The organism is Streptomyces sp. RerS4 (assembly GCF_023515955.1).
Classification (GTDB): domain Bacteria; phylum Actinomycetota; class Actinomycetes; order Streptomycetales; family Streptomycetaceae; genus Streptomyces.
In genome coordinates this window covers 6,776,568-6,802,842 of record NZ_CP097322.1, presented here as the reverse complement: position 1 = coordinate 6,802,842, position 26,275 = coordinate 6,776,568, and the positions used below count along the sequence as shown (strand labels likewise).

Sequence of the window (26,275 nt, the reverse complement as noted above, 5' to 3'; positions counted from 1 at the left end):
GCCGGCGGAGTACGCGGTTCCGCTCCAGCGCCGCGCATGCCCGGACGAGGCTCGGGCAAACGGCGAGGTGACCCACCTCACGCCCGGTCGGCAGGTACGACCTACGCCGAGGGCGGCTGCTCGTCCTCCAGCATGGAAGCCCGCAGGTGGGCCAGGAGGCGGGTCAGCAGGCGCGAGACCTGCATCTGGGAGATGCCGAGCTCGGCGCCGATCTGCGCCTGGGTCAGCTCCTCGCCGAAGCGCATCGACAGCATGCGGCGCTCGCGATCGGTGAGCCGTTCGAGCAGCGGGGCCAGGGTCTGGACGTCCTCGACGAGCTCCAGTGCGGGTTCCTCCTCGCCCATGACCTCGGCGAGGGTGTGACCTTCGGCACTTCCGTCGCCGTGGTCGCCGTGCGGGGCGTCGAGGGAGCCGCTGGTGTGGCCGTTGGCGGCGACGAGACCCTCTATGACCTCCTCGTCGGTGAGGTCGAGGTGGGCGGCGAGGTCGGCGACGGTCGGCGAGCGGTCGAGCCGGACCGTCAGCTCCTCCTTCGCCTTGGCGATGTCGATGCGCAGCTCCTGGAGCCGGCGCGGGACGCGGACGGCCCAGGTGGTGTCGCGGAAGTGACGCTTGATCTCGCCGGTGATGTAGGGCATCGCGAGGGTGGAGAACTCGTTCTCGCGGGCCGGGTCGAACCGGTCTATGGCCTTGATCAGGCCGATGGTGCCGACCTGCACGATGTCCTCGATGTCGCCGCCCTCGCCGCGGGTGCGGAAGCGGCGGACGGCGTACTGGACGAGTGAGGCGTTCATCTCGATGAGCGTGTTGCGGACGTACTGGTACTCCGGCGTGCCCTCCTGAAGCGCGCGCAGGCGCCGGAAGAAGACCTTCGACAGCTCACGGGCGTCCGCGGGGGCCATTTCCCGGGGCTCGTCGATCCGGGGCAGCCCCGCGCGCCGGGCGGCGTCCTCGGCGGTGCGCCGGGGGCCGGGCAGGGCGGCGGCGCGGGAGTCGGGGGTGGGGCCTGCGGGGGTGTGGGGGTCGACGGTATGGGAGTGGTGGGCGGAGACCGGCATGGGGTTCGCTCCTTGGGCTGGTCGGCTTGCGGCGCGGGACCTTGACTGCGGACGATGTTCTACCTCTTCCGCGAGTACGTCAAGAAATACGGGAAATTCATTTCACGTCTTGTGTCACCGGAACCATGTACCGCAGGATGTGCGCATGGGGAGTACACCACGCAGACAAAACTGGACATTTCTTACCAATCATGCCCGAGTCCTCGTGACGATCGCGCGGGACCCGGCCGTGCGGCTGAGGGACGTCGCGGTGGTGTGCGGACTCACCGAGCGGACGGTGCAGGCGATCGTGACCGACCTGGAGTCGGACGGGTACCTGCGGCGCGTGCGCGACGGCCGGCGCAACCGCTACGAGATCTCGGCGGGCGCCGTCTTCCGGCACCCCGCCGAGGCGGGCGTCCAGGTGGCCGGACTCCTCGCCCTCCTGACCGGCGCCCCCGCCGCCGAGCGGCTTCAGGAGACCACCGAGCGCCTACAGGAGACCTCGGTCACGGGCTCGTGAGGACGGGGGCATCACCTCAGGCGATGCGGATCAGGTGACGCGGAAGCCGATCGCGGCCGGTTCGCGGTGGAAGGTGAGGCGGTCCCAGGTGGGGAAGGCCAGGTCCGTGACGGCGAGCAGCCGGCCGGAGGGGGCGTGCAGGGTGCGGCGTACGGTCAGGCCGCAGGCGGGCGGCGTCGCGCCCGGCCGGCTCGTACGGGTCATGGTGATGGTCTCGGCGGTGCGGCCCCGGGCCGTCGCCCGCTCCAGCCAGCGGTGCAGCGGCCGCAGGTCCTCGTCGCGGGCCGCCGACGATCGGTCGAGATAGGGCGTCAGTTCCGGGGTCCCGGCGACGAGGCGCGGGCAGAAGTACGTCACCGCGTGTTGGAGCGTCTCGCCGGCCGGGCCGTACGCCCGTTGGTGGTGGACCAGGGTCGGCGTGCCACCGCTCATCCCGAGCAGCGCGGCGAGCGAAGGCGGCACGGTGACCAGGGCCAGCCGGGAGCGCGTGGGCACGGCCGGAGCGGCGTACACGCCCGAAGCCCCGGCGTTGTGCTCCGTCGGCCGCGGCGGGCCCTCGGCCGCGCCGGCGGATCGGGTTCCCCGGCGGCCGGTGACGACGAGCCCGTCGGCGCGCAGGAGTTGCAGGGCCGCGCGGACGGTCTGCCGGTTGACCCCGTAGCGGGCGGCCAGGACGCGTTCCGAGGGGAGTCTGCCGGCGGAGGTGCGGTCGGCGTGGTCGAGCTCTTCTCGCAGCGCTGCGGCGATCCGCTGGTACTTGGGCATGGCGGCCGGGCCGCCGCCCCGCGAAGGGGAGGGCATGGCTTCTCCTCTGACGGGTGGTCAAGGACTGCGCGGTCTGTTCGACCAACGTAGCATTGGTCTATACCTGTCGGCAGGATGCTTGCCCGGACCTGCGCCACCTTGGCCAAATCCCGTTCCCGCCCGCCCCTCTCCTCCCCCGCCGGACCGGCTGGATCGACCCCCCGTCAGGGGGCGGCCGGGCCGCGCAGCGGGTTGGGCAGCGGCAGGTAGCGGGCGTCCGCGCCGTCCGCCCGGGTCCACCGCAGCAGCAGGTTGGTCTTGGCCGGAAGCGACGGGGAGCGCAGCAGCCCGGCGATCTCCGGCAGGCCGTACGTCCGGTCGTAGCGCAGGAACTCCTCCCGCACGGCCGGCCACACCAGCTCGGCCGTGTGCGGGTGCCACTGCGTCAGGGCGCCCGCGACCTCCGCGAGGTGGTTGACCACCAGGCAGTACACGAGGCGCTGCCAGGCGGCCTCGCGCGGCATGTCCCCGGGCAGTTTGACCCCTTCCGCGTCGCGGAAGAGGGCCTGCACCGGCAGCCCCCGGTCGTCGACCGCGACCAGGCAGTTCTGGAGGTGGGCCTCCAGCACGATCCCGTGCCGGGCGAACAGGTCGAGCACCGGAGGGACGACGTGACGCAGGTACGCCCGCCACCACGCGGCCGGGTCGGCGGCGTCCGCCGCCGGATTGCCGGGGAACCCCTCGGCGAGCGCGGCGGCCAGCAGCGGCGTCGCCCCGGCGACGGTACCGGCGCGCAGCCCGTCGCGGACCAGGACGGCGAGCTCCTCGAAGGCGAAGCGCGCGGTGCGGTACCCGCGGTCGGCGAGCCAGAGCGCCGACGATCCGGTACGCCGCCTCAGGTCGGCGAAGGCCGCGACGACGGCGGCGTCGGTGCGCCGCAGCTTGAGCAGGTCGTGCCGCCACAGCCGGCGGATGTCGTTGGTGATCCGTACGTCGAGGCTGAACTTGGCGAACAGGTCGGCGCCCGCGTCCGGCGCGTACACGGTCCGCACGGAGGCGGTCGGCCACACCGGCAGTCGGGTCGGGCCCAGCCGCAGCAGTCGGCCGTCCGCGAAGGCCTCGCCGATCTCCGGGCGCCCGGCGACCAGGTCGAGCTGCCAGGGGTGGGCCGGCAGCAGAACGTATCCGGCGGGCGGGCGGGGGCCGTCGAGGATCCCGGCGAGCGCGTCGACGGCGTCGGCGGCGGCCCGGCCGCCCTCCTCGACGGTCTGGTCCTCGCGCAGCGCGAGCAGCTCCAGCGGGAACCGGGCGTGGGCCTCGGGGGCGTACGGCAGCCAGCTCTTGGCGGGCGCGCCGCCCCGGGCCTTGGGCGCGGGGTGGTGCGGATGTCCCATGACGAGGGCCTGTTCGGACAGGACGTACGGGTCGACGGGCGGCGTGGCGGCGGCCCGCGCGGTGAGCAGCGCGGCGACGGCGTCCCGACTGTCGGTGATCTCGCCGGGCAGCTCGTCGTTGGGGACGCCGGTGGACCGCAGCAGTTCGTCGGCGACGAGGGCGACCAGATCGCGGTGACCGAGCCGCCGCCACTGCCCGTCCCGCGCACGCAGGTGCGCCCGCGTGGGGCGGCGGCCGCCACCGACCCGCAGCAGGCGGCCGCTGGCGCGCAGTCGGTACGTCTCCCCGTCCCCCTCGGCGTCCGCCGCCTCCCGCAGCAGACAGTTCAGCAGGGGGGCGGCGGCGTGGGCATCGGCGTCGGCGTGGGGATGCACGGGTTCCATTCGGTCCATCGGGGGTACCGGAGGTCCGCGCGGAGCGGGCCGTCGGTCGTGATCTTCAGTATCCGCGATGATGACATGATCATCAGGTTGAGTGACGCGAAAGGAACGGGACCCTGGACCGCAGCGCGCACGTCCCCGACCCCGGCGGCCCCGCCGGCCACACCTCCACCGGTCACACCTCCACCGGCCAGCCCCGCGCGGGCGCCGAGGAGGCCCTCGCCGTCGCGCTGGCCGACGTACGGCCGGCGCTCGGATCCGCCTACGGGGCCTCCCTCGGTGGCGCGCGGGCCGCCGTGCTGACCCGGCTGTGGCGGGCGCTGGCCTTCGAGCCACTGCCCTGGATCGCGCGCCGCGAGCACGGGCCGGGCTCGCTCACGCTGCTGCTCGCCGACGGCCGGCGGTTGGAGGGCCCGGCGGCGGACCCGTACGCGACCGACGCCTACGTGCGCGAGGTGTCCCTCGACGGTCGGACGCACCGGCAGGCGGCCCGGCTGATCGAGGCGTTGGGGGTGCCGCACGGCGGGGCCTTCGCCGCCGAGGTGGACGACAGCACCGCCTCGCTCGCCCTCTCGCGCGCGGGCGCGGCGGAGCGGGCCCGCGCGCAGGCGCGGGATCCGGACACCACCTGGGAGTGGGAGCAGCGGGTGGTGGACGGGCATCCGTACCACCCCAACTGCCGCTCCCGACCCGGGTTCTCGGTGGCCGAACAGTTGGCGTACGCGCCCGAGCACCGGCCGGTGGTGAGGCTCGCCACGGTGTCCGTCGGGGCGCGGGAGTGCCTGGTCACCGGGGGCTGGCCGGACCACCTGCGCGACGGGGACCGGATCCTGATCCCGGTGCACCCCTGGCAGGCCGAGCACGTCCTGAAGGGCGAGGACCGGTACGGCGATCCGGAGCGGGCGGCCATCGACGCGCACCCGCTGATGGCACTGCGTACGCTCGCCCCCGCCGCGGGCGGGCCCCACGTGAAGACGGCGCTGAGCACCCGTCTGACCTCCGCCGTCCGGGACATCTCCGCCTACTCCGTCGAGACCGCGGCCGTGGTCTCGGCCTTCGCGCAGTCGCTGTCCGAGCGGCTGGAGGGCCGCCTGCACATCACCCGCACCCTGGGCGCCGTCACCGCGCACACCTCCGACCTCGCGGCGGTGCTGCGTGAACCTCCGGAGGTGTACGCGGGCCCCGGCGAGCGGGTGGTGCCGGTGGCGGCGCTGGCCGGTACGGACCTGGCCCGGTCGGCGGCCTGGCAGGCGGAGTTCGCCCGGCTGGCGCTGTCGGTGTGCCTGCGGGTGCTCGACCTCGGGGTGGCCCTGGAGGCGCACGGGCAGAACCTGCTGGTGGTCCTCTCCCCCGACGGCAGGCCGCTGCGGCTGGTCTACCGCGACCTCGCCGACATCCGGATCAGCCCGGCGCGCCTGGCCCGGCACGGCCTGCCGGTGCCGCCCCTGACGGGCCGGCTCGTGACGGACGACGAGACCGTGCTGCGGCGCAAGCTGTTCGGTTCGCTGGCGGCGGGGGCGCTCGCCGCGACCGCCGGGTCCTCGGCCGCGTTCGGCGAGGCCCTGACCTCCGCGCTGGACGGTCTCCCGCCCACCGCCGACTCCGCCCCGCTCCTGCGCGGCCCGCTGCCGGTGAAGGCGCTGACCCTGATGCGGCTGAGTCCGGGCATCCCGGGCGACCAGTGGGCCGACCTGCCGCATCCCGCCGCGGGAGGCCGAATCGGGGGGTGATCCGGACCGCCCGGCGGGCTACGTTCAGGGGCATGACAGACACCACGCGCCTGAGTGCCGTACAGGCGTCCTACGACGCCGTCGCCCTCGACTACGCCCGGCAGCTGCTCGGGGTCCTGGAGGCCAGACCCCTGGAGCGGGCCGTGCTGGGCGCCTTCGCCGAGTCCGTGCGCGACGCCGGCGGCGGGGCGGTGGCCGACCTGGGCTGCGGTCCGGGCCGGGTGACGGCGTACCTGGACGGTCTCGGCGTACGGGCCTTCGGGCTGGACCTGTCGCCCGCGATGGTCGCGGTGGCCCGGCGCAGCTATCCGGGGCTGCGGTTCGAGGTGGGGCGGATGGCCCCGCTGGACATGGCGGACGGGGAGCTCGGCGGGATCGTCGCCTGGTACTCCACGGTGCACACCCCGCCGGGGGAACTGCCGTCCGTCTTCGCGGAGTTCGCCCGTGTCCTGGCACCCGGAGGGCACGCGCTCGTCGCCTTCAAGGCCGGGGACGCCCGGCGGAGGCTGGACGAGGCCTACGGCCATCCGGTCGACCTCGACGTGTACGCGATCCCGCCCGAGCAGGTCGCCGCCCTGCTGGCGGCGGCCGGGCTGGCGGAGGTGGCCCGGCTGGTGCGACAGCCGCAGGAGGGAGAGCGCGACGCGCAGGGGTTCCTGCTGACGCGCAAGGCGTAGGTCGTGTCTTGCCGCCTCCGGGCCGCCGCCTCGTACGGGCGTCCGGGGGCGTGCGCCGTTCGGGGGGGAACGCGGCGCGGGCGGGCCCGCCTTCGCCGCGATCGCGCCGGGCGGTGGCAGGAAGGAGGGATGAGCCTGCACCGCCGCCGGATCCTCACCGGAGTCGGAGCGAGCGCCGCCGCCCTGTTCACCGGGGCGCGCGCCCGCTCCGCCCCCGACTTCGGCGCGCTCGGCCGCTCCCTGGACGGCCGCGTGGTGCTCCCGAGCGACTCGGACTACGCCGAGGCCCGACAACTCTTCCAGCCTCGCCACGACACCGTCCGGCCCGGGGCCGTGGCCTACCCGGCGCACGCCGGGGACGTGGCCGCCTGCCTGGACTTCGCCCGCCGCTCCGCCGTCCCGGTGGTGCCGCGCGGGGGCGGGCACAGCTACCCGGGCTGGTCCACCGTGGAGGCCGGGCTCGTGATCGACACCGGGGCCATGGCCGGCGTGACGGTCGAGGGGGACGGCGTACGGATCGGCGCGGGCGCCCGGCTGGCCGACGTATACGGGGTGCTCGCCGGGCGCGGCCTGGGTGTCCCCGCCGGCACGTGCCCGTCCGTCGGCATCGCCGGCCTGGCCCTCGGCGGCGGCCTGGGCATCGCCTCCCGGGCCTACGGAACCACCTCCGACCGGCTGACCGGCGCCCGCGTCGTCACCCCGGACTCGGTGGTGCGCGAGGTCGACGCGGGGCACGACCCCGACCTGTTCTGGGCGTTGCGCGGCGGTGGGGGCGGGAACTTCGGGGTGGTGACGGAGTTCCGCTTGCGTACCCACCCGGTCGCCGACGCCGCCTTCGCGGAACTGCACTGGTCCGGCGCCGACTCCCCGAGGGTGCTGCGCGGTTGGCAGCGCTGGCTGGGCGGGCTGCCCGACCCCTTCTGGAGCCAGGTGGAATTCACCCTGGAGTCCGACCCCGGCGCGGCGGCGCCCGTCCCGGCCGTGCGCGTCCTGTCCCTGGACGGGCGCGGCGAGCTGGAGCGGGAACTGACCCGGCTGACGGACCTGGTGGGCCGGGAGCCGGCGGACTCCTGGGTGGTCGTCCGGGGCTACGGGGACACCGTACGGGCCATGGCGGGCTGCCCCGGGCCTGACGACGCCGCGTGCCGGCTGCCGGGGCGACTGCCCGGCCGGGACCCCCGGGGCGGCCTGGGCCGTGAATCCTACGCCGCCCGCAGCGACTTCTGGGGCGCGGCCGGACTGCCGGACGCGGCGGTGAACGTCCTGCTGGACGCCGCCGCGCGCCATGCCCGAGCCGTACCGCGCGGCGGGCGCGGGGTGGTGCAGCTCGACGGCGTGTGCGGCGGGGCCGTGAACCGGGTCCCCGCGACCGACACCGCGTTCGCGCACCGCGACGGCGCGTTCCTGGCCCAGTACCTCGTCTACTGGCCGCGGTCGGCGTCGGCGGCGGAGGTGGCCCGGCACCAGGCCTGGCTGGACGGGCTCTGGCGCGACCTGCGGCCCTGGGCGGGCGGCGCCGCGTACCAGAACTACGCCGATCCGAAGCTCGTCGGCTGGCGCGAGGCCTACTACGGGCCGAACCTCGCCCGGCTGGAGCAGGTCCGCCGGACCTACGACCCGGACCGCCTCTTCCGCTTTCCCCAGGCCGTATAGCCCCACCCGGCCGTCTCCACTGTCCCGCTGAACAGGAGCCAGACATGCGACCCACGTCGATGATGGCGGCCGCCGTGGCCGCCACCGTGCTGCTGCTGCCGGGCGGAGCTCTGCCCCGCGCGGAGGCGAGCGGTGCCGGGGCGGCCGCCGGCCGCTGGAACGCGCGGGAGGCCGCCGCCTTCTGGACCCCGGAGCGGATGGCCTCCGCCGTCCCGGTCCCCGACCCCGCGACACCGGTCCCGGAGCCGGCGGCGACACCGGCCGCGCCCTCCGCCGCGCCCTCGGCCCCCGCCGCGCTCCCGATTCCGGTTCCGGTGCCGATTCCGGCCGTGGTCCCCCTCCCGGGGGTCATCGTCGAACCGACCGACGTACCCCCGCCGGAACCCGCCGTTCCGGACGAGCCGGTCGCCCCGACCCCGCCCCCGCCACCCCCCTCCCCCTCGCCCTCGGCCGACGCCCCCGCCCCCCGACCCGCGCGGCCACCGGCGGCGCCGATGCCGGCCGGGGCCGGGCGGAACTTCGACGGGACGCCGGTCGTCGGCCGGATGTTCGCGATGAAGGGTTCGGGCGCCTACTTCTGCACCGCCAGCGTGGTCTCCTCGGCCGGCCGCAACCTGGTGATCAGCGCCGCCCACTGCCTGCTCGGCACGGACACCCGCCAGGTGGCCTTCGTTCCGCGCTACACGAAGGCGAAGCCGCGGCCCTACGGGATGTTCCCGGTGGTGCGCGACAAGGCCGGCCGCTCCAAGGTGTGGATCCACCAGCGGTACCGCACCGAGGGCGTGGAGCGGGCGGCCACCCTCGACGTGGCCTTCGCGCAGGTCGGCCCGGACGCGTCCGGCAGGGCGGTGGAGAAGGTCGTCGGCGGCAACCGGCTCGTCACCGGGGCGACGTACGCCCACCCGCAGGTCACGCTGATCGGGCATCCGGCCGCCGCGGCCCGCCCCCGGATCTGCGTGAACCGGACGACCAAGTTCACCAGCAGGGACGCGAAGAGCCCCGGATCGTTCCTGCGCATCGACTGCACCGGCTTCCCCGGCGGCACCAGCGGTGGCCCCTTCCTCGCCCGCTACGACGCGCGGCGCGGGACGGGGGACGTGGTCGGAGTCATCGGGGGCTGGAAGACGGGCGGGCCGACGGCGGACACCTCGTACAGCCCCTACTTCGGCGCGGAGATCAGGAAGCTGTATCAGACGGCGGTCGCCGGGGCGCGGGTGGCGTGAGCACCCGCACCCAGCGCGTGCGGCGCGGGTTGCCGACCGAGCGGGGGGTCGCCGGGACGGCGTCGGCGGTCAGCGGGTCGGGTGGGGACAGCTCCAGCTGACGGCGCAGATCGGCCAGGGCCGCGTGGACGGGGGCGAGGATCAGCTCGGCGCGCGGGTGGGTGTACGCGAGGGCGTGCGCGGTGGTCTCGATGGACTCGGCGGCGTCCTCGACGGCGGTCCGGCTCCACCCGCCGGGCCGGCCGCCGCCCCAGGGCACGACGGCGTCGTAGAGGTGGCAGGCGGCGTCCGCCGAGGCGTCGGCCCGTTCGGCGACGCCCGGCGCGGCGATGGTCGGCAGCAACTCCATGCCCGGTCAACGAGCGGACCCCGCCGGAGGAACGAGCCGGACGACGCATCGCCCCGCCGACCTCATGCGGGCTCACGTGGCCACAGTCCGCAGCCACAGCGGCAGGAGGAGAAGGGAGACGACTGAGCTCTTGATCACGATCGAGGCGGAGAGGTCGACGCCGACGTCGTAGCGCTGGGCGAAGATGAACAGGTTCTGCGGGGTCGGCATCGCGGCGATCAGGACGAGGTAGGCGAGCCAGTCGCCCCGTACGCCGAGCAGCGGGCCGCACACCGCCCAGGCCAGCAGGGGGAAGGCCACGCATTTGAAGGCGATCAGGGCCATCTCCTCGCGGGTGGTGCCCCGGACGTCCAGGCCGAGGCCGCCCAGGTGCAGCCCCAGCGCGAAGAGGGCGACGGGTGAGGCGCTGGCGCCGACGAAGGCGGCTCCGTCGAGGACCACCGTCGGGACGCGCACCGCCAGCAGGTTGAGCAGGATGCCGGCGTTGCAGGCGAGGACGAGCGGAGTGGCCAGGGAGGAGCCGAGGGCCCGCGCGAGACGGGCGGCCGGCCCGCCGGCGGAGGGGCCGGCGCGGCCCAGTTCCATGACCGCGAGGACGACGAGGGACAGGACGCACACCTGGAACAGCAGCACCGGGAAGATCGGCGCGGCCGTCCCGAAGACGGTGATGAAGACCGGGACGGCGAAGTAGGCGGTGTTCACCTGGACCGCCGCCATCACGCGCAGGGCGAGGGCGCGGGGTTCGCGCATCCCGTGGGCGGCGGCGCCGAGGGCGACCACGAGCACCGCGAGGCCGGCGGCCGCCGCGTAGCCGCCGACGGCCCGCCAGTCGAAGAGGGCGGCGAGGTCGGCGGTGTAGATGTTGCCGAAGAGGTAGCACGGGACGGCGAAGAGGAAGGCATAGTCGGCGAAGGCCTTGGACGCCTCGGCCGGTACCGCGCGCCGGCGGGCGAGCAGGACTCCGCCGCCGAAGGCCAGCAGCACCGGCACCAGCTTTTCGAGTGCGGCTGCCCCACCCATGCGTCGCGGCTCCCCTTGATCGACCGCGAGCAGCCTATCCGTCCGCCCGAATCGCGCTCGCGGCGCATACGCTGGTCGGATCATGAGCCCCGAAGCCCGTGCCTCCTCTCAGACCCGTACGTCCCTGTGGGCGCGCGCGTTCCGCCCGTCCCGCTGGTCCAGGCGGGCGCGCAAGACCGAACGGGACGAGCGGCCCAAGCGGCCCAAGCGGCCCAAGCGGCCCAAGCGGCCCGGCACGATGGCGCAGCTCGCCGTCGCGCTGCGTTCGCCCGGCCGGCCGGGGGAACCGCTGCTCGCGGGGGCGCCCAAGCACTGGCACCGGCTGTTGCCGTTCGCGGTGGCCGCGACCTTCGTGGTGTCCCTCCTGCCGGTGACGATCGCGGTCCTGACCAACGACTACGGCCTCGGCGGCGGCCTGGCCGGGGCCTTGGGCGTCGCCCAGACGGTGCCGCTGCTGCTGGCGGTGACCCGACCGGTGCCGGCGTGGCTCATGGTGCTCGCCGCCGATGTGGTCGGGGCGGTGGCGCTGATTGGCGCCGACCGGGTGGCCGAGCACGCCTGGCCGTGGACGCCGATGGCCGTCGTCGGCTACCAGGTGCTGATGATCTGCCTGGGGCTGCGCGAGTCCATCCGGACGTTGGTGCAGGTGTGGCTGGCGACGGGCGCCGCCGGCGTGGTGCTGGGCTTCTTCCAGCCCGCCGGGGTGATCAACACGGTGGCCCTGCAGTTCGTGTTGAGCGGCGGCCTGCTCGCGGTGACCGGTGCGCTGCGCGGTCTGGGCGACGCGCAGCAGCGAATCGCCGAACAGCGGAGCATCAGTGAGGCGGAACGGGCGCGGCGCACCCTGTTGGAGGAACGAGCCCGTATCGCGCGGGAGTTGCACGACGTGGTGGCGCACCACATGTCGGTGATCACGGTGCAGGCCGACTCCGCGCCGTACCGGCTGCCCGGCATGGAGGAGCCGGTGCGCGAGGAGTTCGCGGCCATCGCGGCGAGCGCGCGCGAGTCCCTCGGGGAGATGCGGCGGCTGCTGACGGTGCTGCGCGGCGACGGCGCGAACGGGGCGGCCGGGGCGGCCGGCGAACGGGCCCCGCAGCCGGGTATCGCGCGGATCCAGCAGCTGGTGGAGGCGACCGTACGGGCGGGGCTGCCGGTGGAGTTGTCCCTCGCGGCGGGCGCGGCCGACGTGGCGACGCCGGCCGTGGACCTGTCGGCGTACCGGATCGTGCAGGAGGCGTTGGCGAACGTGGTGCGGCACGCGCCGGGGGCGCGGACGCGGGTGTCGGTGACGCATTCGGTCGAGGACGCCGAGGTGCTCGTGCTGGTGGTCAACGGCCCCGCCCTGGGCGCCGTGGTGGCGCTGGAGGATTCGGGGACCGGGCACGGTCTGGTGGGGATGCGCGAACGCGTACGGTTGACCGGCGGGACGCTGGACACCGGTCCGCTGCCGGACGGCGGCTTCCGGGTGGCCGCCCGGCTGCCCCTGGAGCCGGGCCGCGAGACCCTCGATCCGCGTACCGATCCGCAGGACCACCCGCGCGCCGACCCGCGTACCGATTCGAGCGAGGAACCGAGTTGACCATCCGCGTGATCATCGTCGACGACCAGGCCATGGTGCGGGCGGGTTTCGCCGCGCTGCTCTCGGCGCAGCCGGACATCGACGTGGTGGGCGAGGCTCCCGACGGACGCGAGGGCGTGCGGGTCTCGCGGACCGTGCACCCGGACGTCGTCCTGATGGACGTCCGGATGCCCGAGCTCGACGGCCTCTCGGCGGCCCGCGAGCTGCTCGACCCGCCGCCCGGGGTGGTGCACCGGCCGAAGGTGCTGATGCTGACCACCTTCGACATCGACGACTACGTCTACGAGGCGCTGCGCGCCGGCGCCTCGGGTTTCCTCCTGAAGGACGCCCCGCCGGCCGACCTGATCGCCGCCGTCCGGGTAGTGGCCTCCGGCGAGGCGCTGCTCGCGCCGTCGGTGACGCGGCGGCTGATCGCGGACTTCGTGCGGCAGCGCCCCGCCCCGCGCAAGGACCCGGCGCTGCGCCTGAACGGGCTCACCCCGCGCGAGACCGAGGTGCTCGAACTGATCGCGCGCGGCCTGTCGAACCAGGAGATCGCCGCGCACCTGGTGCTCGCGGAGCAGACGGTGAAGACCCACATCGGCCGGGTGCTGGGCAAGTTGGACCTCCGCGACCGGGCGCAGGCGGTCATCTTCGCGTACGAGGCGGGCCTGGTCCGCCCCGGCGACACCGCCTGAGGGGTCTCTCCTCCACCCCCTACCGAGGTATGACATCCGGGTTGGCTCCCCGGTGCGACGTGCCCGCGGGTACCTCCTTCCTACCTTCCTCCTCGTCACGGCACGGGTCACGAGGAGAGGGGAAGGGGCATGCGCCGCTTCGGAAGGACGATGGTCACGGCCGCGCTGGCGGTGACCGTCGTGGCGGGGACCGCGGGCTGGGCCTCCGGGGACGCCCAGCGGGTGGTCACCGGACCGCCGCCGGGGGCCTCCGCGTGGCGGGACGCCTCGCCGGCCGGGCGGGCGCTGCCCGATCCGGAGGATGCGGCCCCGGGTGAGGTGGCCCGGTTCTTCGCCGGTCTCGGCGAGGCGGCGCGCGATGAGCTACTCCGTTCCCACCCGTTGGTGGTCGGCAATCTGGAGGGGGCTCCGCTCCCCCTGCGGTACGAGGCCAACCGGATCGCCATAGCCGCCACGGGTGAGGCCCGTTACGCCTCGCTGGCCGCGCCGGGCCGGCAGATCCTGGCCTTCGACCCGCGCGGGCGGGGCCAGGTGGCGGAGGTGTTCGGGGACCTGGAACACGCGGATCGCGTCTCGGTGATCGTGCCGGGGTCGGACAACGACGCCACCGGCCACGACGCCGCCCGCAAGCCGAACACCGGCCCGGCCGGGATGGCCCGCTCGCTGCGGACGGCGACCGGCGGCGCCACGGCCGTGGTGGCGTGGACGGGTTACACCACCCCCGTCGGGGTCGGCGTGGACGCGGCGACCGGCCGGCTGGCCGAGGCGGGCGCCGTCCGGCTGGCCCGGTTCACGGCCGGACTCGACGCCGTCGGCGCCCCTGACCCGGTGATCTTCTGCCACAGCTACGGCTCGGTGGTGTGCGGGCTCGCGGCCCGGCACACGGACGCCACCGACATCGTCGCCTTCGGCTCGCCGGGGATGCGGGCGGACAGCGTCGCCGACCTCCGCACCCGGGCCCGCGTCTGGGCGGCCCGCGGCCCCTCCGACTGGATCGCGGACATCCCGAACGTGCGGTTCGCCGGGCTCGGCCACGGCGCCGACCCCACCTCCCCCGCCTTCGGCGCCCGCCGGGTGCCCGCCGCCGACGTGCCCGGCCACACGGGCTACTTCGCCCCCGGCACCCAGTCCCTGGCGGCCTTCGCCGCGATCGCGAAGGGGGAGCCGCGATGAGCACCCTGACCCGGATGAGCGCCCTGACCCGGCTGCGCGCCACGGCCGATCGCATCGACCGGCAGACCCCCGCGCACCGCGACCGCGCCGTCGACGGGCTGCGCGCGCTGGCCCTGTTGGCCGTGCCGACCGGACACTGGATGCTCGGCGGTTTCACCCTCGACCCGGAGGGCGGGCTGCACAACGCCAGTCCGCTGTCCACGTTCGGCGCCCTCGCCCCGGCGAGCTGGGTGCTCCAGATGCTGGGCATCTTCTTCCTCGTCGGCGGCTACGCCTCGGTGCTCTCCTACCGGCGTCGCACCGGGTCGACCGGGGCCTGGCTGAAGGGCCGTGTGGTGCGGCTGGGGCGTCCGGTGCTCGGCGTCACGGCGGTGTGGGCGCTGGCCGCTCCCGTGCTCTACGCGGCGGGGGTCCCGGAGGCGACGCTGCGGACCGGGGCGACGCTGGTGATCCAGCCCCTGTGGTTCGTCGGGGTGTACGTGGTGGTGACGGCGCTGACCCCGTACTGCGTACGGGCCTCGCGCCGGCTCGGCGGCTGGGCGGCGGCTCCGCTGCTCGTCTCCGTCGCGGTGGTGGACCTCCTGCGGTACGGGCCCCTGGCCGGCCAGGTGCCGTCGTGGCTGTCGCTGCTGAACATCCTGCCGGGGTGGCTGTTCGCCTACCAGCTGGGCGTGTCGTGGGGCGAGCGGCGGATCGGTCGGCGCGGCGCGTGGCTGCTGCTGGTGGGCGGCACGGCGCTGTTCGCGGCGCTGCTGCTGGTGTTCCACTACCCGGCGTCGATGGTCGGCGTCCCCGGCGAGGCGCGCACCAATTCGCACCCGCCGTCGCTGCTGGTCCTGGCGCTGGCCTCGGCGCAGTCGGGGGCGGCGATCCTGCTGCGGGACCGGCTGGCGGGCCTGCTGGCCCGGCCCGCGCTGTGGGCGCCGGTGGTCGTGGTCAACCTGTCCGCGATGACGATCCTGTGCTGGCACCAGAGTGCGATGCTGGCGGCGGCCGTGCCGGCCTCGTTCGTGGGCGAGGTGGTCGGTCTGACGACGGCGCCCGATTCCCCGTTCTGGCTCGCGGCGCGGTTCGCTTGGCTCCCGGTCTTCGCGGGGCTGCTGGTGGTCCTCGCCCGCCACACGCGCCGCTTCGAGCACCCGGCGCGCCCCGGGCACGGCACCCCGACGCTGCGGCGTACCGTAGCGGCCCTCCTGGCGGCCGGCTTCACGGCCTTCGCCTTGGGCCTGGCCTGAGCCCCGTACGGACGGCGCCGCCCCCACCGGTTCGGTGGGGGCGGCGTCGTTGTCGTGCGAGGGCGCCCGGGTCAGGCGATGGAGGCGGCCACGATCGCCGCCACGGCGAGGTTGCAGGAGGCCGTGACCCAGACGGCCGGGTGCGGCTCGGGGTCGACGACGATGGCCCCGAGCTTGCCCGGGGTCACCAGGTCCAGCACGAGGAAGGCCACCGCCATGAGGACCAGGCCGAGGACGCCGAAGGCGGCGGTGGACAGCAGGCCCTTGCCGAAGTCGTGGTAGGTGGTCCAGATCGAGGTGAAGACGATGCCGCCGATGCCGAGGAGCGCGGAGCTGAGCATCACGGCCGCGTTGCGGTTGCGCTCTTCCCAGATCTGCTTCGGGAGCTTCCCGGGCGTCAGCACGTCCACCAGGACGATGCCGAGGATCAGCAGCACCAGGCCGAGGGCTCCGTAGGCGCTGGTGCGGCCAAGTCCGTTGACGATGTCGCTCATTGAGAAGCCTGTCTCCGCGTGGGTGGGATAGGGATGGACCAGGACCGGCCAAAGGGGCCGTCGGGAGGCCGAATCTATCGCACGGTCCGGTCCTCGACCATGGGGAGGTCAGGAAATGGCAAAGGTCAGGGCCGCGCGGCCGGCGGAGGCGCCGGCGCTGACGGAGCTCGTGATGCGCTCCAAGGCGTCCTGGGGGTACGACGCGGCGTTCCTCGCGGCGTGCGCGCCGGGGTTGCGCGTCCGGGAGGCGGAGGTCACGGCGCGGCGGATCACGGTGGCCGAGGACGCGCGCGGGGAGGTGCTCGGTCTCGCCTCCCTGGAGGACGCTCCCGAGGCCGCGCGGGCGGGTGGGAGGGCCGCTCGGCTCGGGCTGTTGTTCGTGGAGCCCGCCGCCATGGGCCGGGGCGTGGGCCGCCTGCTGTACCTGGACGTCGTACGCCGCGCCGTGGTCCTCGGCTTCGACCGGCTGCTGATCGACTCCGACCCGTACGCGGCGCCGTTCTACCGGGCGGTGGGAGCCGTGGCCGGCCCCGGTTCGCCGCCCGGTCTGGTCCGGTTCGAGGTGGCCCCGGCGCCGTTGGCCGACTGGGCGCGGGCGTGGACCGGCGGGGTGGCGGCGGTGCACGTGGGCAACGTCGGGGAGTTCAACGCCCAGTTCGCCGACCCCTCCCTGGACCCCGGGCAGCGGGCCGCGCACGACTACGCCTGCCTGGCCGCCTTCTACAGCCCCCGCCCGGCGGTCCTGCTGCTGCCCCGCCCGGTGCCGGCCGGGTGGGCCGCCCTCGTGGGCCGCCAACTGGGCTGGGAGGAGGGGGTGGAGGTGTACGACGGTCTGGTGGAGCGGGGCTCGGGCCTCTCGGACCGGGTACGGGCCCGGCCGGCGCTGGCCGAGCGGGTCACGGAGCGCGGGCTGCCCCTCGTACCGTGGGGGCGCACCGAGGCGTACGCGCGGCTGGCGGGTCTGCCGTGGCGGGCCGAGGACCTGCGCCACGAGTCGAAGTCGGCGGCGCACGCCCTGTTCGCCCGGATCCTCGCGGGCGGCGGTCACCCCCGGATCGTGCCGGCGGAGCAGCGGCGGGCCGCCACCCGCCGGGCCGCCGTGCGGCTGCTGGCGGCGCGGGCCCGGCAGGGCGCGGGCACCGTCCTGAAGTCCGAGTACGGCGTGGGCGGTTCGGGCACGACCGTGGTGAGCGCGGCCGAGGTGCGGGCGGCGGGCGGGGCCCGCGCGGTTGTGCGCCGGCTGCCGCGCGGCCCGCTGCTGGTGGAGGAGTACGTGAGCGGCCCGGCGGATCCGGCGGCCGGGCCGCGTGACCTGACGTACGACGGGTTCGTGGACGGTTCGGGTCGGGCGCACGAGGTCGGTGTGGCGGTGATGGACGTGGCGGACGGCGGCTACCGGGGGGCGACGGTGGGCCCCGGGGTGGTGTCCGCCGGTGCGGCGCGGGCGCTGCGGGCGTTCGGGGCGGCGGTGGGGCGGGAGTTGGCCGCCGCCGGGTACCGGGGCTGGTTCGACGTGGACTTCGTCGCCGACCGGGAGGGGCGGTTCGCGCCGACCGAGACGAACCTGCGGCTGACCGGCCCCTCGGTCGCCTTCATGGTGGCGGCCCGCCTCGATGAGCTTCGGGGCGCGGGGCACCTCGTACGGATCGTGGACCGGGTGGAGTTGGGGGCGCGGCTGGCGCCGCCGCAGGCGATGGAGCTGTGCGAGGAGTTGGCGCGGGAGTGCGCCCGGTCGGGGGCGGTGTTCGTGCCGGCCATCCCGACGGGGGCCTTCGATCCGGCGCCGTGGCTCGGGGTGGTGGTGGCCGCGCACGATGCCGCCGTATTGGACGCGGCCGAGCAGTGGGTGCGGGAGCGCTGCCTCGGGGCGGGCGCGGGGCTGGACGGGTTCGCGGCTCAGTCCGCCGCGTCCGCCGCCTCGACCGCGTCCGCCCCCTTCCGGGCCCGATCCGGGGCCGGGCTCCAGGTCACGAAGCGGATCACCAGGATCGCCGCGATCATCAGGGGGACGTTGAAGGTGTAGACGAGGGCGGCCTGGCGGGACCAGTCCGTCTTGGCCGCGAGCCGGTAGAGGTTGTCCTGCGGCCACCAGGCGATCAGCAGGTACGACAGCGCCAGGTGGGCGGCGGTGGTCATGCCCTTCCCCCGACCACGGGCCTTCAGCGACTTCTTGCCCCACAGCAGGAACGCCAGCCCGTAGAGGAAGGCCAGCGACTCGAAGAAGTAGAGGAGGAGGAAGAGGTGGCGCCAGGGCGCCGGGACCCCGGTGAGGTCGGTGGAGCCCGGCCACAGGAAGAACGTCGCGAGCATGACGATCGGCACCAGCGGGATCAACAGGATGCCGATCCCCCAACCCCAGGCCATGGGTCCGGTCTTCGACCGGGCGCGGCCGCCGTACTTGGAGCCGGTCGCGGGCAAAGCCGTCGGCGGTCGCGGTGCGCCCTGCCGGTCCTCGCGGCCGGTCCGGTCGCGGGGCAGGGTGCGCAGGCGCACGAGCCGCTGCGGCGTCGCGGCGCGCGGCACGCGACCCGCCAGGTGGTCCCGTAGGCCGTCGAGGTCCTGCGAGGGGCCGAGGCGCGCCCACCCGGGATTGTCCGGCGTCGGGGTGACGTAGGCCACGAGCGTGGTCCGCGCCCCGGCGGGCAGCGGCAGGGGCAGGACCACCGCGCCGCCGAAGCCGGGGTGCGAGCGGATCGCGGACTCGACGGTGTACGGGTCGAGGCGGCTGCCGTCGTCCAGGGTGATCCGGTCGCGCAGCCGACCGCCGAACTCCAGCAGGCCGTCGGGGCGGATCCGCCCGAGGTCCCCGGTGGGCAGGGCGTTCGCGCCGCCGGGCGGGGCGAGGTGGATCTCCCCGTCGCGTACGTGGACCCGGCAGCCGGGGAAGGGCGTACCGAGCAGCGACAGGTGCCCGGTGTCCTCCGACGGGCGGGGGTGTTGGGACAGTTCGAAGAAGGTTCCGGCGCCGGCGCACTCGGTGGGGGCGTAGACGTTGAGGACGCGGGCGCCGGTGCGCAGCCGGTCCTGGAGGGCCGTCTGCTCGTCGAGGTGGAGCCGGTCTCCGCCGACGGCCAGCAGCCGCAGGGAGCGGAGCCGGTCGTCGGGGGTACGCGGGCCGGTGGCGGACGGGGCTCCGTCCGCGCGGGCGGTCAGGCGTACGGCGCTGCCGGGGTCGGCGTACACCACGGTGACGCCTTCGCGCCGGACGGTGTCCGCGAGGTCGCCCGGGTTCCAGAGGGCCGCCTCGGGCAGGACGAGGGCGCCTCCGGTGCACAGGGCGCGGGTCCAGCCGGTGGCGAAGGCGGTGGCGTCCGGGGGGCCGGTGAAGAGGTGGCGGTCCTCGGGGGTGAGGCGGGCGACCTCGATCCAGCCGTCGAGGGCGGCGAGCAGCGCTCGGTGCCCGACGACGACGGGGCGCGGGTCGGCGGCCCCGGTGAGCAGGACGGCGGCGGGCGGGTCCTCGGCGGCGCCGGCGCCGGCGGTGCGGGCCCCGGGGACACGCCCCTGTGGAGGCGCGTCCTGTGGAGGCACGTCCTGTGGAGGCACGTCAGCCCGGTCGTCCGGCGTGTCGAGGCGGAGTACGGGCAGGCCGTGTCCCTCGTCGAGGCGGGCGCGACCGGGGCCGTCGGTGAGCAGGAGGTGCGGCCGTGCCGCCTGCGCGGAGAGCGCGGCGAGCTGCCGCCGTCCGGTGCGCGCGTCGAGCGCGTCGACGAGGACATGAGCCGCGCCCGCCTTCAGTACGGCGAGGAGGGCGACGACGAGGTCCTGCTGCCGGGCCGTGCCGATCGCGACGCGGGCCCGCGCGGGCAGGCCCCGCGCTCTCAGGTCGTGGGCCAACCGCTCGGCGCGCGCGTCGAGTTGCCCGTAGGTCACGCGCTCCGATCCGTGGATCAGGGCGATGGCCTGCGGGGTCTCGCGGACGTGGTGTTCGAAGCGGTGCACGGCGGTGCCGACGGACGGGCTGTCGGGGTGGGCTGACTGCGATGCCTGCGTCATGCTCCGATGATGGCACCCGGCACCGACAGGGACGAGGTTCCGTCGGCGTCCGAATCACCGCCTGCCAAAAGGGAGTTGGCCGAGTCGGCTGCCCGGACGGGTGGTCCCGCACCGCTTCCTTGACCTCAGGTTTGGTTGAGGTTCTAGCGTGGGGGCATGGACATGGAAGTCACCGCGTGGACCTCGCTCCACAGCGCGATCAACGCCCAGCAGGGCCGTCGCCCGTTCTCCCGCGCGAGCCTGCGCCGCGTCGCCGCCTTCGCCCGCCCCCACCGGCGCGGGCTGATCCTGTTCCTGCTGCTGAGCGTGGCCGGCGCGCTGCTCGCCGTGGCCACGCCGCTGCTGGCGAGCCGGATCGTGGACGCCATCGTCGACGGCGGCGACAGCGGGTACGTCACCCGGCTCGCGCTGCTGATCGCGGTGATCGCGGTCGCCGAGGCGGCGCTCGGGCTGCTGACGCGCAAGCTTTCCGCCACGCTCGGGGAGGGGCTGATCCTCGACCTGCGCACGGCGGTCTTCGACCACGTGCAGCGCATGCCGGTCGCCTTCTTCACCCGGACCCGGACGGGGGCCCTGGTCAGCCGCCTGAACAACGACGTCATCGGCGCCCAACGGGCCTTCAGCAACACCCTCTCCGGGGTCGTCGCCAACACCGTGACCCTGCTGCTGACGCTCGCCGTGATGCTGACCATCTCCTGGCAGATCACCGTCCTGGCCCTCGTGCTGCTGCCGGTGTTCGTGCTGCCGGCCCGGCGGATGGGGGCCCGTATGGCCGGGATGCAGCGGGAGGCGTCGGCGCTGAACGCCGCGATGGGCACGCAGATGACCGAACGGTTCTCCGCGCCCGGGGCCACCCTCGTCAAGCTCTTCGGGCGACCCGCCGACGAGTCCGCCGAGTTCGCGGCCCGCGCCGCCCGCGTCCGGGACATCGGCATCCGTACGGCGATGGCCCAGTCGGCGTTCATCACCGCCCTCACCCTGGTCTCGGCGCTGGCCCTCGCGCTGGTCTACGGGCTGGGCGGCTACTACGCCGTGCGCGGCACCCTGGAAGCCGGCTCGGTGGTCGCGCTGGCGCTGCTCCTGACCCGGCTGTACGCGCCGCTGACCGCGCTCGCCGGGGCCCGCGTCGAGGTGATGAGCGCCATGGTCAGCTTCGAGCGGGTCTTCGAGGTGCTGGACCTGAAGCCGCTGATCGCCGAGAAGCCGGACGCGCGTCGGGTGCCAGACGGGCCCGTCGCGGTGGAGTTCGACGGGGTGTCGTTCGGCTACCCCTCCGCCGACAAGGTGTCCCTCGCCTCCCTGGAGGAGGTCGCCACCCTCGACACCAGGGGCGGCACGCGGGTGCTGCACGAGGTGTCGTTCCGCGCCGAGCCCGGCCGGATGATCGCCCTCGTCGGCTCGTCCGGGGCCGGCAAGTCGACCATCGCCCAGCTCCTGCCCCGCCTGTACGACGCGGACGAGGGCGCGGTGCGGATCGGCGGGGTGGACGTACGCGACCTCACGGCCGACTCGGTGCGCGAGACCCTCGGCATGGTCACCCAGGACGGGCACCTCTTCCACGAGTCGGTCCGGGCGAACCTGCTGCTGGCCCGGCCGGAGGCGGACGAGGAGGAGATCTGGGAGGCCCTGCGCCGCGCCCGTCTGGACGGGCTCGTCGCCTCCCTGCCGGACGGGCTGGACACGGTCGTCGGCGAGCGCGGCTACCGGCTCTCCGGAGGCGAGCGCCAGCGGCTCACCATCGCGCGGCTGCTGCTGGCCCGCCAGCGGGTGGTGATCCTGGACGAGGCCACCGCGCACCTGGACTCCACGTCGGAGGCGGCGGTGCAGGAGGCCTTGGCCGAGGCCCTGGCGGGGCGGACGGCCGTGGTGATCGCGCACCGCCTCTCGACGGTCCAGGCGGCCGACCTGATCCTGGTCGTGGAGGACGGGCGGATCGTCGAACGCGGAACGCACACCGAGCTGTTGGCGGCCGGCGGCCGGTACGAGGAGCTGTACCGGACCCAGTTCGCCGGCGCCGGGCGCGGCTCCGGCGGCGCCGTGGCCACGACCGGGGCATGATGGCGGGATGGACATCAAGCTGGAGTTGGTCGCCGTCCCCGTCACCGATGTCGACCGGGCGAAGGACTTCTACGAGCGGATCGGTTTCCACGCCGACCACGACGTGACCGTCAGCGAGGACATCCGCTTCGTCCAGCTGACCCCGCCCGGGTCGGCCTGTTCGATCGCCCTGGGCAAGGGCATCACCCGGATGACCCCGGGGTCCCTCGACAACATGCAGGTGGTCGTCACCGACATCGAGGAAGCCTACGAGGACCTGCGCCGGCGCGGGGTGGAGGTGACGGAGATCCAGGACATGCCGTGGGGCTCCTTCGTCTACTTCTCCGACCCGGACGGCAACGGATGGGCGGTGCAGCAGACCACTCCGCGCACGGCGGCCGGTGACCCCGGGGCCGAAGGGGTTTGACCTTCAAGTGGGGTGAAAGCCCAGAATCCCGCTCATGGACGGCACCCCTGAACTGATGAGCATCAGCGCGTTCGGCCGGCTGGTCGGGCTCGCCCCCAGCGCCCTGCGCTTCTACGACGACTGCCGCGTACTGCCCCCCGCACGGGTCGACGGCGTCACCGGATACCGCTACTACAGCGCCGGGCAAGGGCCCCGCGCGACGCTGCTGCGCGACCTGCGCGAGGCCGGGTTGGCCCTGCCCGACGTGGTCACGGTGCTGGATGGCCCGGCGGCGGAGGCCCGGGAGGTACTGGAGCGCCACCGCGGCGCCGTCCGGGCCTCGGGGCGGGCCGCCGAGGCGGCGATCCGCGCCGTCCTGGACGGCCTGCCGGGCGGCCCCGACCGTACGGAGTTCACCCTCGGCGGGGCCGAACTGGCGAGCGCCGCACGGCAGGTGGCTCCCGCCGCCGGTGCGGACCCGGAGCATCCCGTACTGGGCTGCGTCCTGGTGGAGTTCGAGGAGGACGAGGTCCGCTTCGTGGCGACGGACCGCTACCGGCTGTCGCTGCGCACCCTGCGCCCGGCCGGGCTGACCGGTCCGCCGGGGCGGGTGCTCGTCGAGGCGGGCGATCTGGTCGGACTCGGGGCGTGGGCGGCCCGCTCGGCGGAGGTCACGCTGACGGTGGGGCCCGCCGGAGCCCCGCTCACCGTCCGGGCCCGGGGCGAGCGGCGCGAGGTGGCGGCGTTCGAGGGGACCTACCCCGCGTACCGGGAGATGCTCGACGCCCTCGCCGCGCTGCCCGCGCCCGCCCACCGGGTGGTCGTGGACCGGGCCGCGCTGCTCGCCGCCCTCGGGGCGTGCGGGGACGTCCCCGCGGTGGCCCTGGAGCCGGCCCGCGACCTCCTGAGGGTGGCGGACACCGAGCTGCCCGCGCTCTGCGGCGAGGCCGGACCGCTGTGCGTCGGCTTCGACCCGGCGGTGCTGGCGGCGGCGGTGGAGAGCGGCGTCGGCCCCGACGTCCTCCTGGAGATCCCCACCACCCCCCGCCCCGCCCTGATCCGCTCCGCCGACCAGGGCAGCTTCACCACCCTGGTCATGCCCGTCGCCCTCCCCCACGCCTGAGGCTCACGACCTAGGGGGCCAGGACGTCGAGTTCCTCCAGGGCGCCGAGGGCGATCCGGCGGGTCAGGGACTCGGCTCGGGGGGCGTCGGCTTCGCGGACGGCTTCGGCCACCTGGACGTGGAGGGTGACGGCGGCCGGGTCGGGGTCGTGGAACATGACGGCGTGTTCGGTGCGGCCGGTGAGTACCTCGGCGACGACATCGCCCAGGCGGGCGAACATCTCGTTGCCGGAGGCGTTCAGGATGGTCCGGTGGAACGCGATGTCGTGGTGGAGGTAGCCCTCCAGCTGGTGGCCGCGGGAGGTGCGGACCATGCCGAGGGCCGCCTCGGTGAGTCGGGCGCACTGCTCCGGGGTGGCGTGGGTGGCGGCGAGGCCGGCCGCGACGGGTTCGATCGCGGAGCGCAGCACGGTCAGTGAGCGCAGCTGGCGGGGGCGGTCGGCGCTGGCGAGCCGCCAGCGGATGACGCGGGGGTCGTAGACGTTCCACTCGTCGGCGGGGCGGACGGTCACCCCGACGCGTCGGCGGGACTCGACCAGTTGCATGGACTCCAGGACGCGGACCACCTCCCGGACGACGGTGCGGGAGGCGTCGAAGCGCTCGGCGATCTCGTCGGTGCGCAGGACGCTGCCCGGCGGGTGCTCCCCGGCGGTGATCGCGAGACCGAGGGTGTCCAGTACCTGGGAGTGGAGTCCTTGGCCCGGACTGCCTTCGGTGGTCATGGCGTAAGCGTACGGTGACGCCCTGGGCGACAAAAGATGTGATGTTTTACGTCGACCTCTTGAATAAGTACTACTTAATGCGCTTCAGTGGTGCTCGCCCCGGGCCTCTCCGGGCGGTGTCAACGAGGACAGCGAGGTACGACGTGAGCTCCCAGCGCGTCATCGTGGTGATGGGCGTGGCCGGCACGGGCAAGACGACCGTGGGCCGACTGCTCGCGGAGGCGCTCCGCCTTCCGTACGCGGAGGGCGACGCCTTCCATCCGGCCGCCAACGTGGCCAAGATGTCGGCCGGCGTCCCGCTGGACGACGCCGACCGGCGACCGTGGCTCGACGCCATCGCCGAGTGGATCCTCGGCCGCTCCGGCCAGGGCGGCGGCGTCGTCGCCGCCTCCTGCCTCAAGCGCGCCTACCGCGACCGGCTGCGCCGCACCACCCCCGAGGCGGTCTTCGTCCACCTCACCGGGGAGCGCGCGCTCATCGAGGAGCGCATGGCGGCCCGCCGGGGCCACTTCATGCCGACGTCCCTGCTCGACTCCCAGTTCGCCGTCCTCGAACCCCTCCAGCCGGACGAACGCGGCGTCGCCGTCGACGTGAGCGGCACCCCGGAGGAGATCACCGCACGCGCCCTCGCGGCCCTGCACGCCCACCGGCCGAAAGGAAGCACCCAGCAGTGACCACCGTGACCGGTCTCGGCGTCGAGACAGTCCAGCACCTGGCGGCCGCCGCCGGCGACCCCATCACCTCGGCGGGCGACGGCCGTCTGGGCTTCGCCGTCCTGGCGGGCATCGCCGTCATCGTCCTGCTCATCACCCGCCTGAAGACGCACGCCTTCCTGGCCCTGACGGTGGGTTCGCTCGCCCTCGGATCCCTCGCGGGCGCGCCGCCGGCCAAGACCATCGCCAGTTTCACCGCCGGTCTCGGCTCCACGGTCGCCGGCGTCGGCGTCCTCATCGCGCTCGGCGCGATCCTGGGCAGGCTGCTCGCGGACTCCGGCGGCGCGGACGAGATCGTGGACACGATCCTGGCGCGGGCGAAGGGCCGGGCCATGCCCTGGGCCATGGTGGTGATCGCCTCGGTGATCGGGCTGCCGCTCTTCTTCGAGGTCGGCATCGTCCTGCTGATCCCGGTGGTGCTGCTGGTCGCCAAGCGCGGCAACTACTCCCTGATGCGGATCGGCGTCCCCGCGCTCGCCGGGCTGTCCGTGATGCACGGGCTGATCCCACCGCACCCCGGCCCGCTCGTCGCCATCGACGCCCTCGACGCGAACCTCGGCGTCACGCTCGCCCTCGGCGTGCTCGTCGCGATCCCCACCGTGATCATCGCCGGTCCGCTGTTCTCCCGCTACGCGGCCCGCTGGGTGGACATCCCGGCGCCCGCGCACATGATCCCGCAGCGCCCCCAGGTGGACGAACGGCACCGGCCCCGGTTCGGCGCGACGGTGTTCACCGTCCTGCTGCCGGTGGTGTTGATGCTGGTCAAGGCGCTGGTCGACATCGTTGTCGACGACCCGGCCAACGGCGTGCAGAAGGTGACCGACGTCGTCGGATCGCCGTTGATCGCCCTCCTCGCGGCCGTCCTCGTCGGGATGTTCACGCTCGGACGGGCCGCCGGGTTCACCCGGGAGCGGCTGTCGGCCACCGTGGAGAAGTCCCTCGCGCCGATCGCGGGCATCCTGCTGATCGTGGGCGCGGGCGGCGGCTTCAAGCAGACCCTCATCGACGTGGGCGTGGGCCGGATGATCCTGGACCTCTCACAGGACTGGGCCGTCCCCACGCTGCTGCTGGCCTGGCTCATCGCGGTGGCCATCCGCCTGGCCACCGGCTCGGCGACGGTCGCCACCATCTCGGCGGCCGGCCTGGTGGCCCCCTTGGCGGCCGACCTGCCGACGGCGCAGACGGCGCTGCTGGTGCTGGCGATCGGAGCGGGCTCGCTCTTCTTCAGCCATGTCAACGACGCCGGGTTCTGGCTCGTGAAGGAGTACTTCGGCATGAGCGTCGGCCAGACCCTGAAGACCTGGTCGATGATGGAGACGATCATCTCGGTGACCGGTCTCGGGTTCGTCATGCTCCTGTCGCTCATCCTCTGACGACCCTCCGGAGCGGT

22 protein-coding genes and 1 pseudogene are annotated in these 26,275 nt (G+C 74.6%); 15 read left to right on the top strand and 8 right to left on the bottom strand.

Annotated features, from left to right (window positions below; translation table 11 throughout):
- Positions 1–101: 101 nt before the first annotated feature.
- Positions 102–1,058, bottom strand: a complete 957-nt coding sequence (locus M4D82_RS30460) for a SigB/SigF/SigG family RNA polymerase sigma factor (protein WP_249770468.1) — start codon at positions 1,056–1,058, stop codon at positions 102–104.
- A 145-nt stretch (positions 1,059–1,203) separates the two neighbouring features.
- Between M4D82_RS30460 and M4D82_RS30455 the strand changes: the two genes are divergently transcribed.
- Positions 1,204–1,560 carry a winged helix-turn-helix domain-containing protein gene (locus tag M4D82_RS30455; protein ID WP_249770466.1) on the top strand — a complete coding sequence of 119 codons (357 nt, stop codon included), beginning with the start codon at positions 1,204–1,206 and terminating at the stop codon, positions 1,558–1,560.
- Between the two features lie 30 nt (positions 1,561–1,590).
- Here the strand turns inward: M4D82_RS30455 and M4D82_RS30450 are convergent, their stop codons facing one another.
- Both M4D82_RS30450 and M4D82_RS30445 read right to left on the bottom strand, forming a co-directional pair.
- Positions 1,591–2,361: a GntR family transcriptional regulator gene (locus M4D82_RS30450; RefSeq protein WP_249770464.1), complete on the bottom strand. Its 771-nt coding sequence runs from the start codon at positions 2,359–2,361 to the stop codon at positions 1,591–1,593.
- Between the two features lie 167 nt (positions 2,362–2,528).
- Entirely contained in the window at positions 2,529–4,091 is a 1,563-nt protein-coding gene (locus M4D82_RS30445; protein WP_249770462.1) for an IucA/IucC family protein, read from the bottom strand.
- Positions 4,092–4,309: 218 nt separating this feature from the next.
- Between M4D82_RS30445 and M4D82_RS30440 the strand changes: the two genes are divergently transcribed.
- From M4D82_RS30440 to M4D82_RS30425, 4 genes are all read left to right on the top strand, one after another.
- The gene (locus M4D82_RS30440; protein WP_249772292.1) at positions 4,310–5,809 is read left to right on the top strand and encodes an IucA/IucC family protein; all 1,500 of its coding nucleotides are present in this window, start codon (positions 4,310–4,312) and stop codon (positions 5,807–5,809) included.
- Positions 5,810–5,841: 32 nt separating this feature from the next.
- Positions 5,842–6,486, top strand: a complete 645-nt coding sequence (locus M4D82_RS30435; protein ID WP_249770460.1) for a class I SAM-dependent methyltransferase — start codon at positions 5,842–5,844, stop codon at positions 6,484–6,486.
- A gap of 129 nt (positions 6,487–6,615) precedes the next feature.
- Positions 6,616–8,139 (top strand): FAD-binding oxidoreductase, encoded by a 1,524-nt coding sequence (locus M4D82_RS30430; protein WP_249770458.1) that lies wholly within the window; start codon positions 6,616–6,618, stop codon positions 8,137–8,139.
- A gap of 44 nt (positions 8,140–8,183) precedes the next feature.
- Complete coding sequence (locus M4D82_RS30425; RefSeq protein WP_249770456.1) at positions 8,184–9,362, top strand: trypsin-like peptidase domain-containing protein; 1,179 nt, start codon at positions 8,184–8,186, stop codon at positions 9,360–9,362.
- Here M4D82_RS30425 and M4D82_RS30420 read toward each other — a convergent pair.
- The gene (locus M4D82_RS30420) at positions 9,316–9,711 is read right to left on the bottom strand and encodes a hypothetical protein (RefSeq protein ID WP_249770454.1); all 396 of its coding nucleotides are present in this window, start codon (positions 9,709–9,711) and stop codon (positions 9,316–9,318) included. The genes M4D82_RS30425 and M4D82_RS30420 overlap by 47 nt on opposite strands.
- A gap of 72 nt (positions 9,712–9,783) precedes the next feature.
- On the bottom strand, positions 9,784–10,731 hold the full coding sequence (locus M4D82_RS30415; RefSeq protein ID WP_249770452.1) for an AEC family transporter: 948 nt from the start codon (positions 10,729–10,731) through the stop codon (positions 9,784–9,786).
- Between the two features lie 238 nt (positions 10,732–10,969).
- Here M4D82_RS30415 and M4D82_RS30410 point away from each other — a divergent pair, with 238 nt between their 5' ends.
- The 4 genes from M4D82_RS30410 to M4D82_RS30395 all read left to right on the top strand — a co-directional run bounded on the left by M4D82_RS30410 (position 10,970) and on the right by M4D82_RS30395 (position 15,395).
- Positions 10,970–12,310 carry a sensor histidine kinase gene (locus M4D82_RS30410; RefSeq protein WP_249772290.1) on the top strand — a complete coding sequence of 447 codons (1,341 nt, stop codon included), beginning with the start codon at positions 10,970–10,972 and terminating at the stop codon, positions 12,308–12,310.
- Complete coding sequence (locus tag M4D82_RS30405; RefSeq protein WP_249770450.1) at positions 12,307–12,987, top strand: response regulator; 681 nt, start codon at positions 12,307–12,309, stop codon at positions 12,985–12,987. The genes M4D82_RS30410 and M4D82_RS30405 overlap by 4 nt, the downstream gene beginning before the upstream one ends.
- Before the next feature lie 129 nt (positions 12,988–13,116).
- A complete protein-coding gene (locus M4D82_RS30400) occupies positions 13,117–14,160 on the top strand; it encodes an alpha/beta hydrolase (RefSeq protein WP_249770448.1) in 1,044 nt (347 codons plus the stop codon).
- A complete protein-coding gene (locus M4D82_RS30395) occupies positions 14,157–15,395 on the top strand; it encodes an acyltransferase family protein (protein ID WP_502989031.1) in 1,239 nt (412 codons plus the stop codon). Before M4D82_RS30400 ends, M4D82_RS30395 begins: the two co-directional genes overlap by 4 nt.
- Before the next feature lie 71 nt (positions 15,396–15,466).
- Here M4D82_RS30395 and M4D82_RS30390 read toward each other — a convergent pair whose 3' ends face one another.
- The gene (locus M4D82_RS30390) at positions 15,467–15,889 is read right to left on the bottom strand and encodes a DUF350 domain-containing protein (protein WP_249770446.1); all 423 of its coding nucleotides are present in this window, start codon (positions 15,887–15,889) and stop codon (positions 15,467–15,469) included.
- A 115-nt stretch (positions 15,890–16,004) separates the two neighbouring features.
- Between M4D82_RS30390 and M4D82_RS34430 the strand changes: the two are divergent.
- Positions 16,005–16,394: pseudogene (locus tag M4D82_RS34430) on the top strand (GNAT family N-acetyltransferase); the annotation flags it as partial.
- A 1,391-nt stretch (positions 16,395–17,785) separates the two neighbouring features.
- Here the strand turns inward: M4D82_RS34430 and M4D82_RS30380 are convergent.
- Positions 17,786–19,885 (bottom strand): AMP-binding protein, encoded by a 2,100-nt coding sequence (locus M4D82_RS30380; RefSeq protein ID WP_349637105.1) that lies wholly within the window; start codon positions 19,883–19,885, stop codon positions 17,786–17,788.
- Between the two features lie 156 nt (positions 19,886–20,041).
- On the opposite strand from M4D82_RS30380, the gene M4D82_RS30375 reads away from it, so the two are divergent.
- From M4D82_RS30375 to M4D82_RS34150, 3 genes are read left to right on the top strand one after another with little or no spacing between them, the layout of a single operon-like run.
- Positions 20,042–21,943 carry an ABC transporter ATP-binding protein gene (locus M4D82_RS30375; protein ID WP_249770442.1) on the top strand — a complete coding sequence of 634 codons (1,902 nt, stop codon included), beginning with the start codon at positions 20,042–20,044 and terminating at the stop codon, positions 21,941–21,943.
- A gap of 7 nt (positions 21,944–21,950) precedes the next feature.
- Positions 21,951–22,349, top strand: coding sequence for a VOC family protein (locus tag M4D82_RS30370; RefSeq protein WP_249770440.1), 399 nt, complete (start codon positions 21,951–21,953; stop codon positions 22,347–22,349).
- 34 nt (positions 22,350–22,383) lie between these two features.
- Positions 22,384–23,451: a DNA polymerase III subunit beta family protein gene (locus tag M4D82_RS34150; protein ID WP_283844524.1), complete on the top strand. Its 1,068-nt coding sequence runs from the start codon at positions 22,384–22,386 to the stop codon at positions 23,449–23,451.
- A gap of 10 nt (positions 23,452–23,461) precedes the next feature.
- Here the strand turns inward: M4D82_RS34150 and M4D82_RS30360 are convergent, their stop codons facing one another.
- Complete coding sequence (locus tag M4D82_RS30360) at positions 23,462–24,172, bottom strand: FadR/GntR family transcriptional regulator (protein ID WP_249770438.1); 711 nt, start codon at positions 24,170–24,172, stop codon at positions 23,462–23,464.
- A gap of 170 nt (positions 24,173–24,342) precedes the next feature.
- Between M4D82_RS30360 and M4D82_RS30355 the strand changes: the two genes are divergently transcribed.
- Positions 24,343–24,846: a gluconokinase gene (locus M4D82_RS30355; RefSeq protein WP_502989103.1), complete on the top strand. Its 504-nt coding sequence runs from the start codon at positions 24,343–24,345 to the stop codon at positions 24,844–24,846.
- Positions 24,847–24,851: 5 nt separating this feature from the next.
- The gene (locus tag M4D82_RS30350) at positions 24,852–26,258 is read left to right on the top strand and encodes a GntT/GntP/DsdX family permease (RefSeq protein ID WP_249772286.1); all 1,407 of its coding nucleotides are present in this window, start codon (positions 24,852–24,854) and stop codon (positions 26,256–26,258) included.
- The last annotated feature ends 17 nt before the right edge of the window (positions 26,259–26,275 follow it).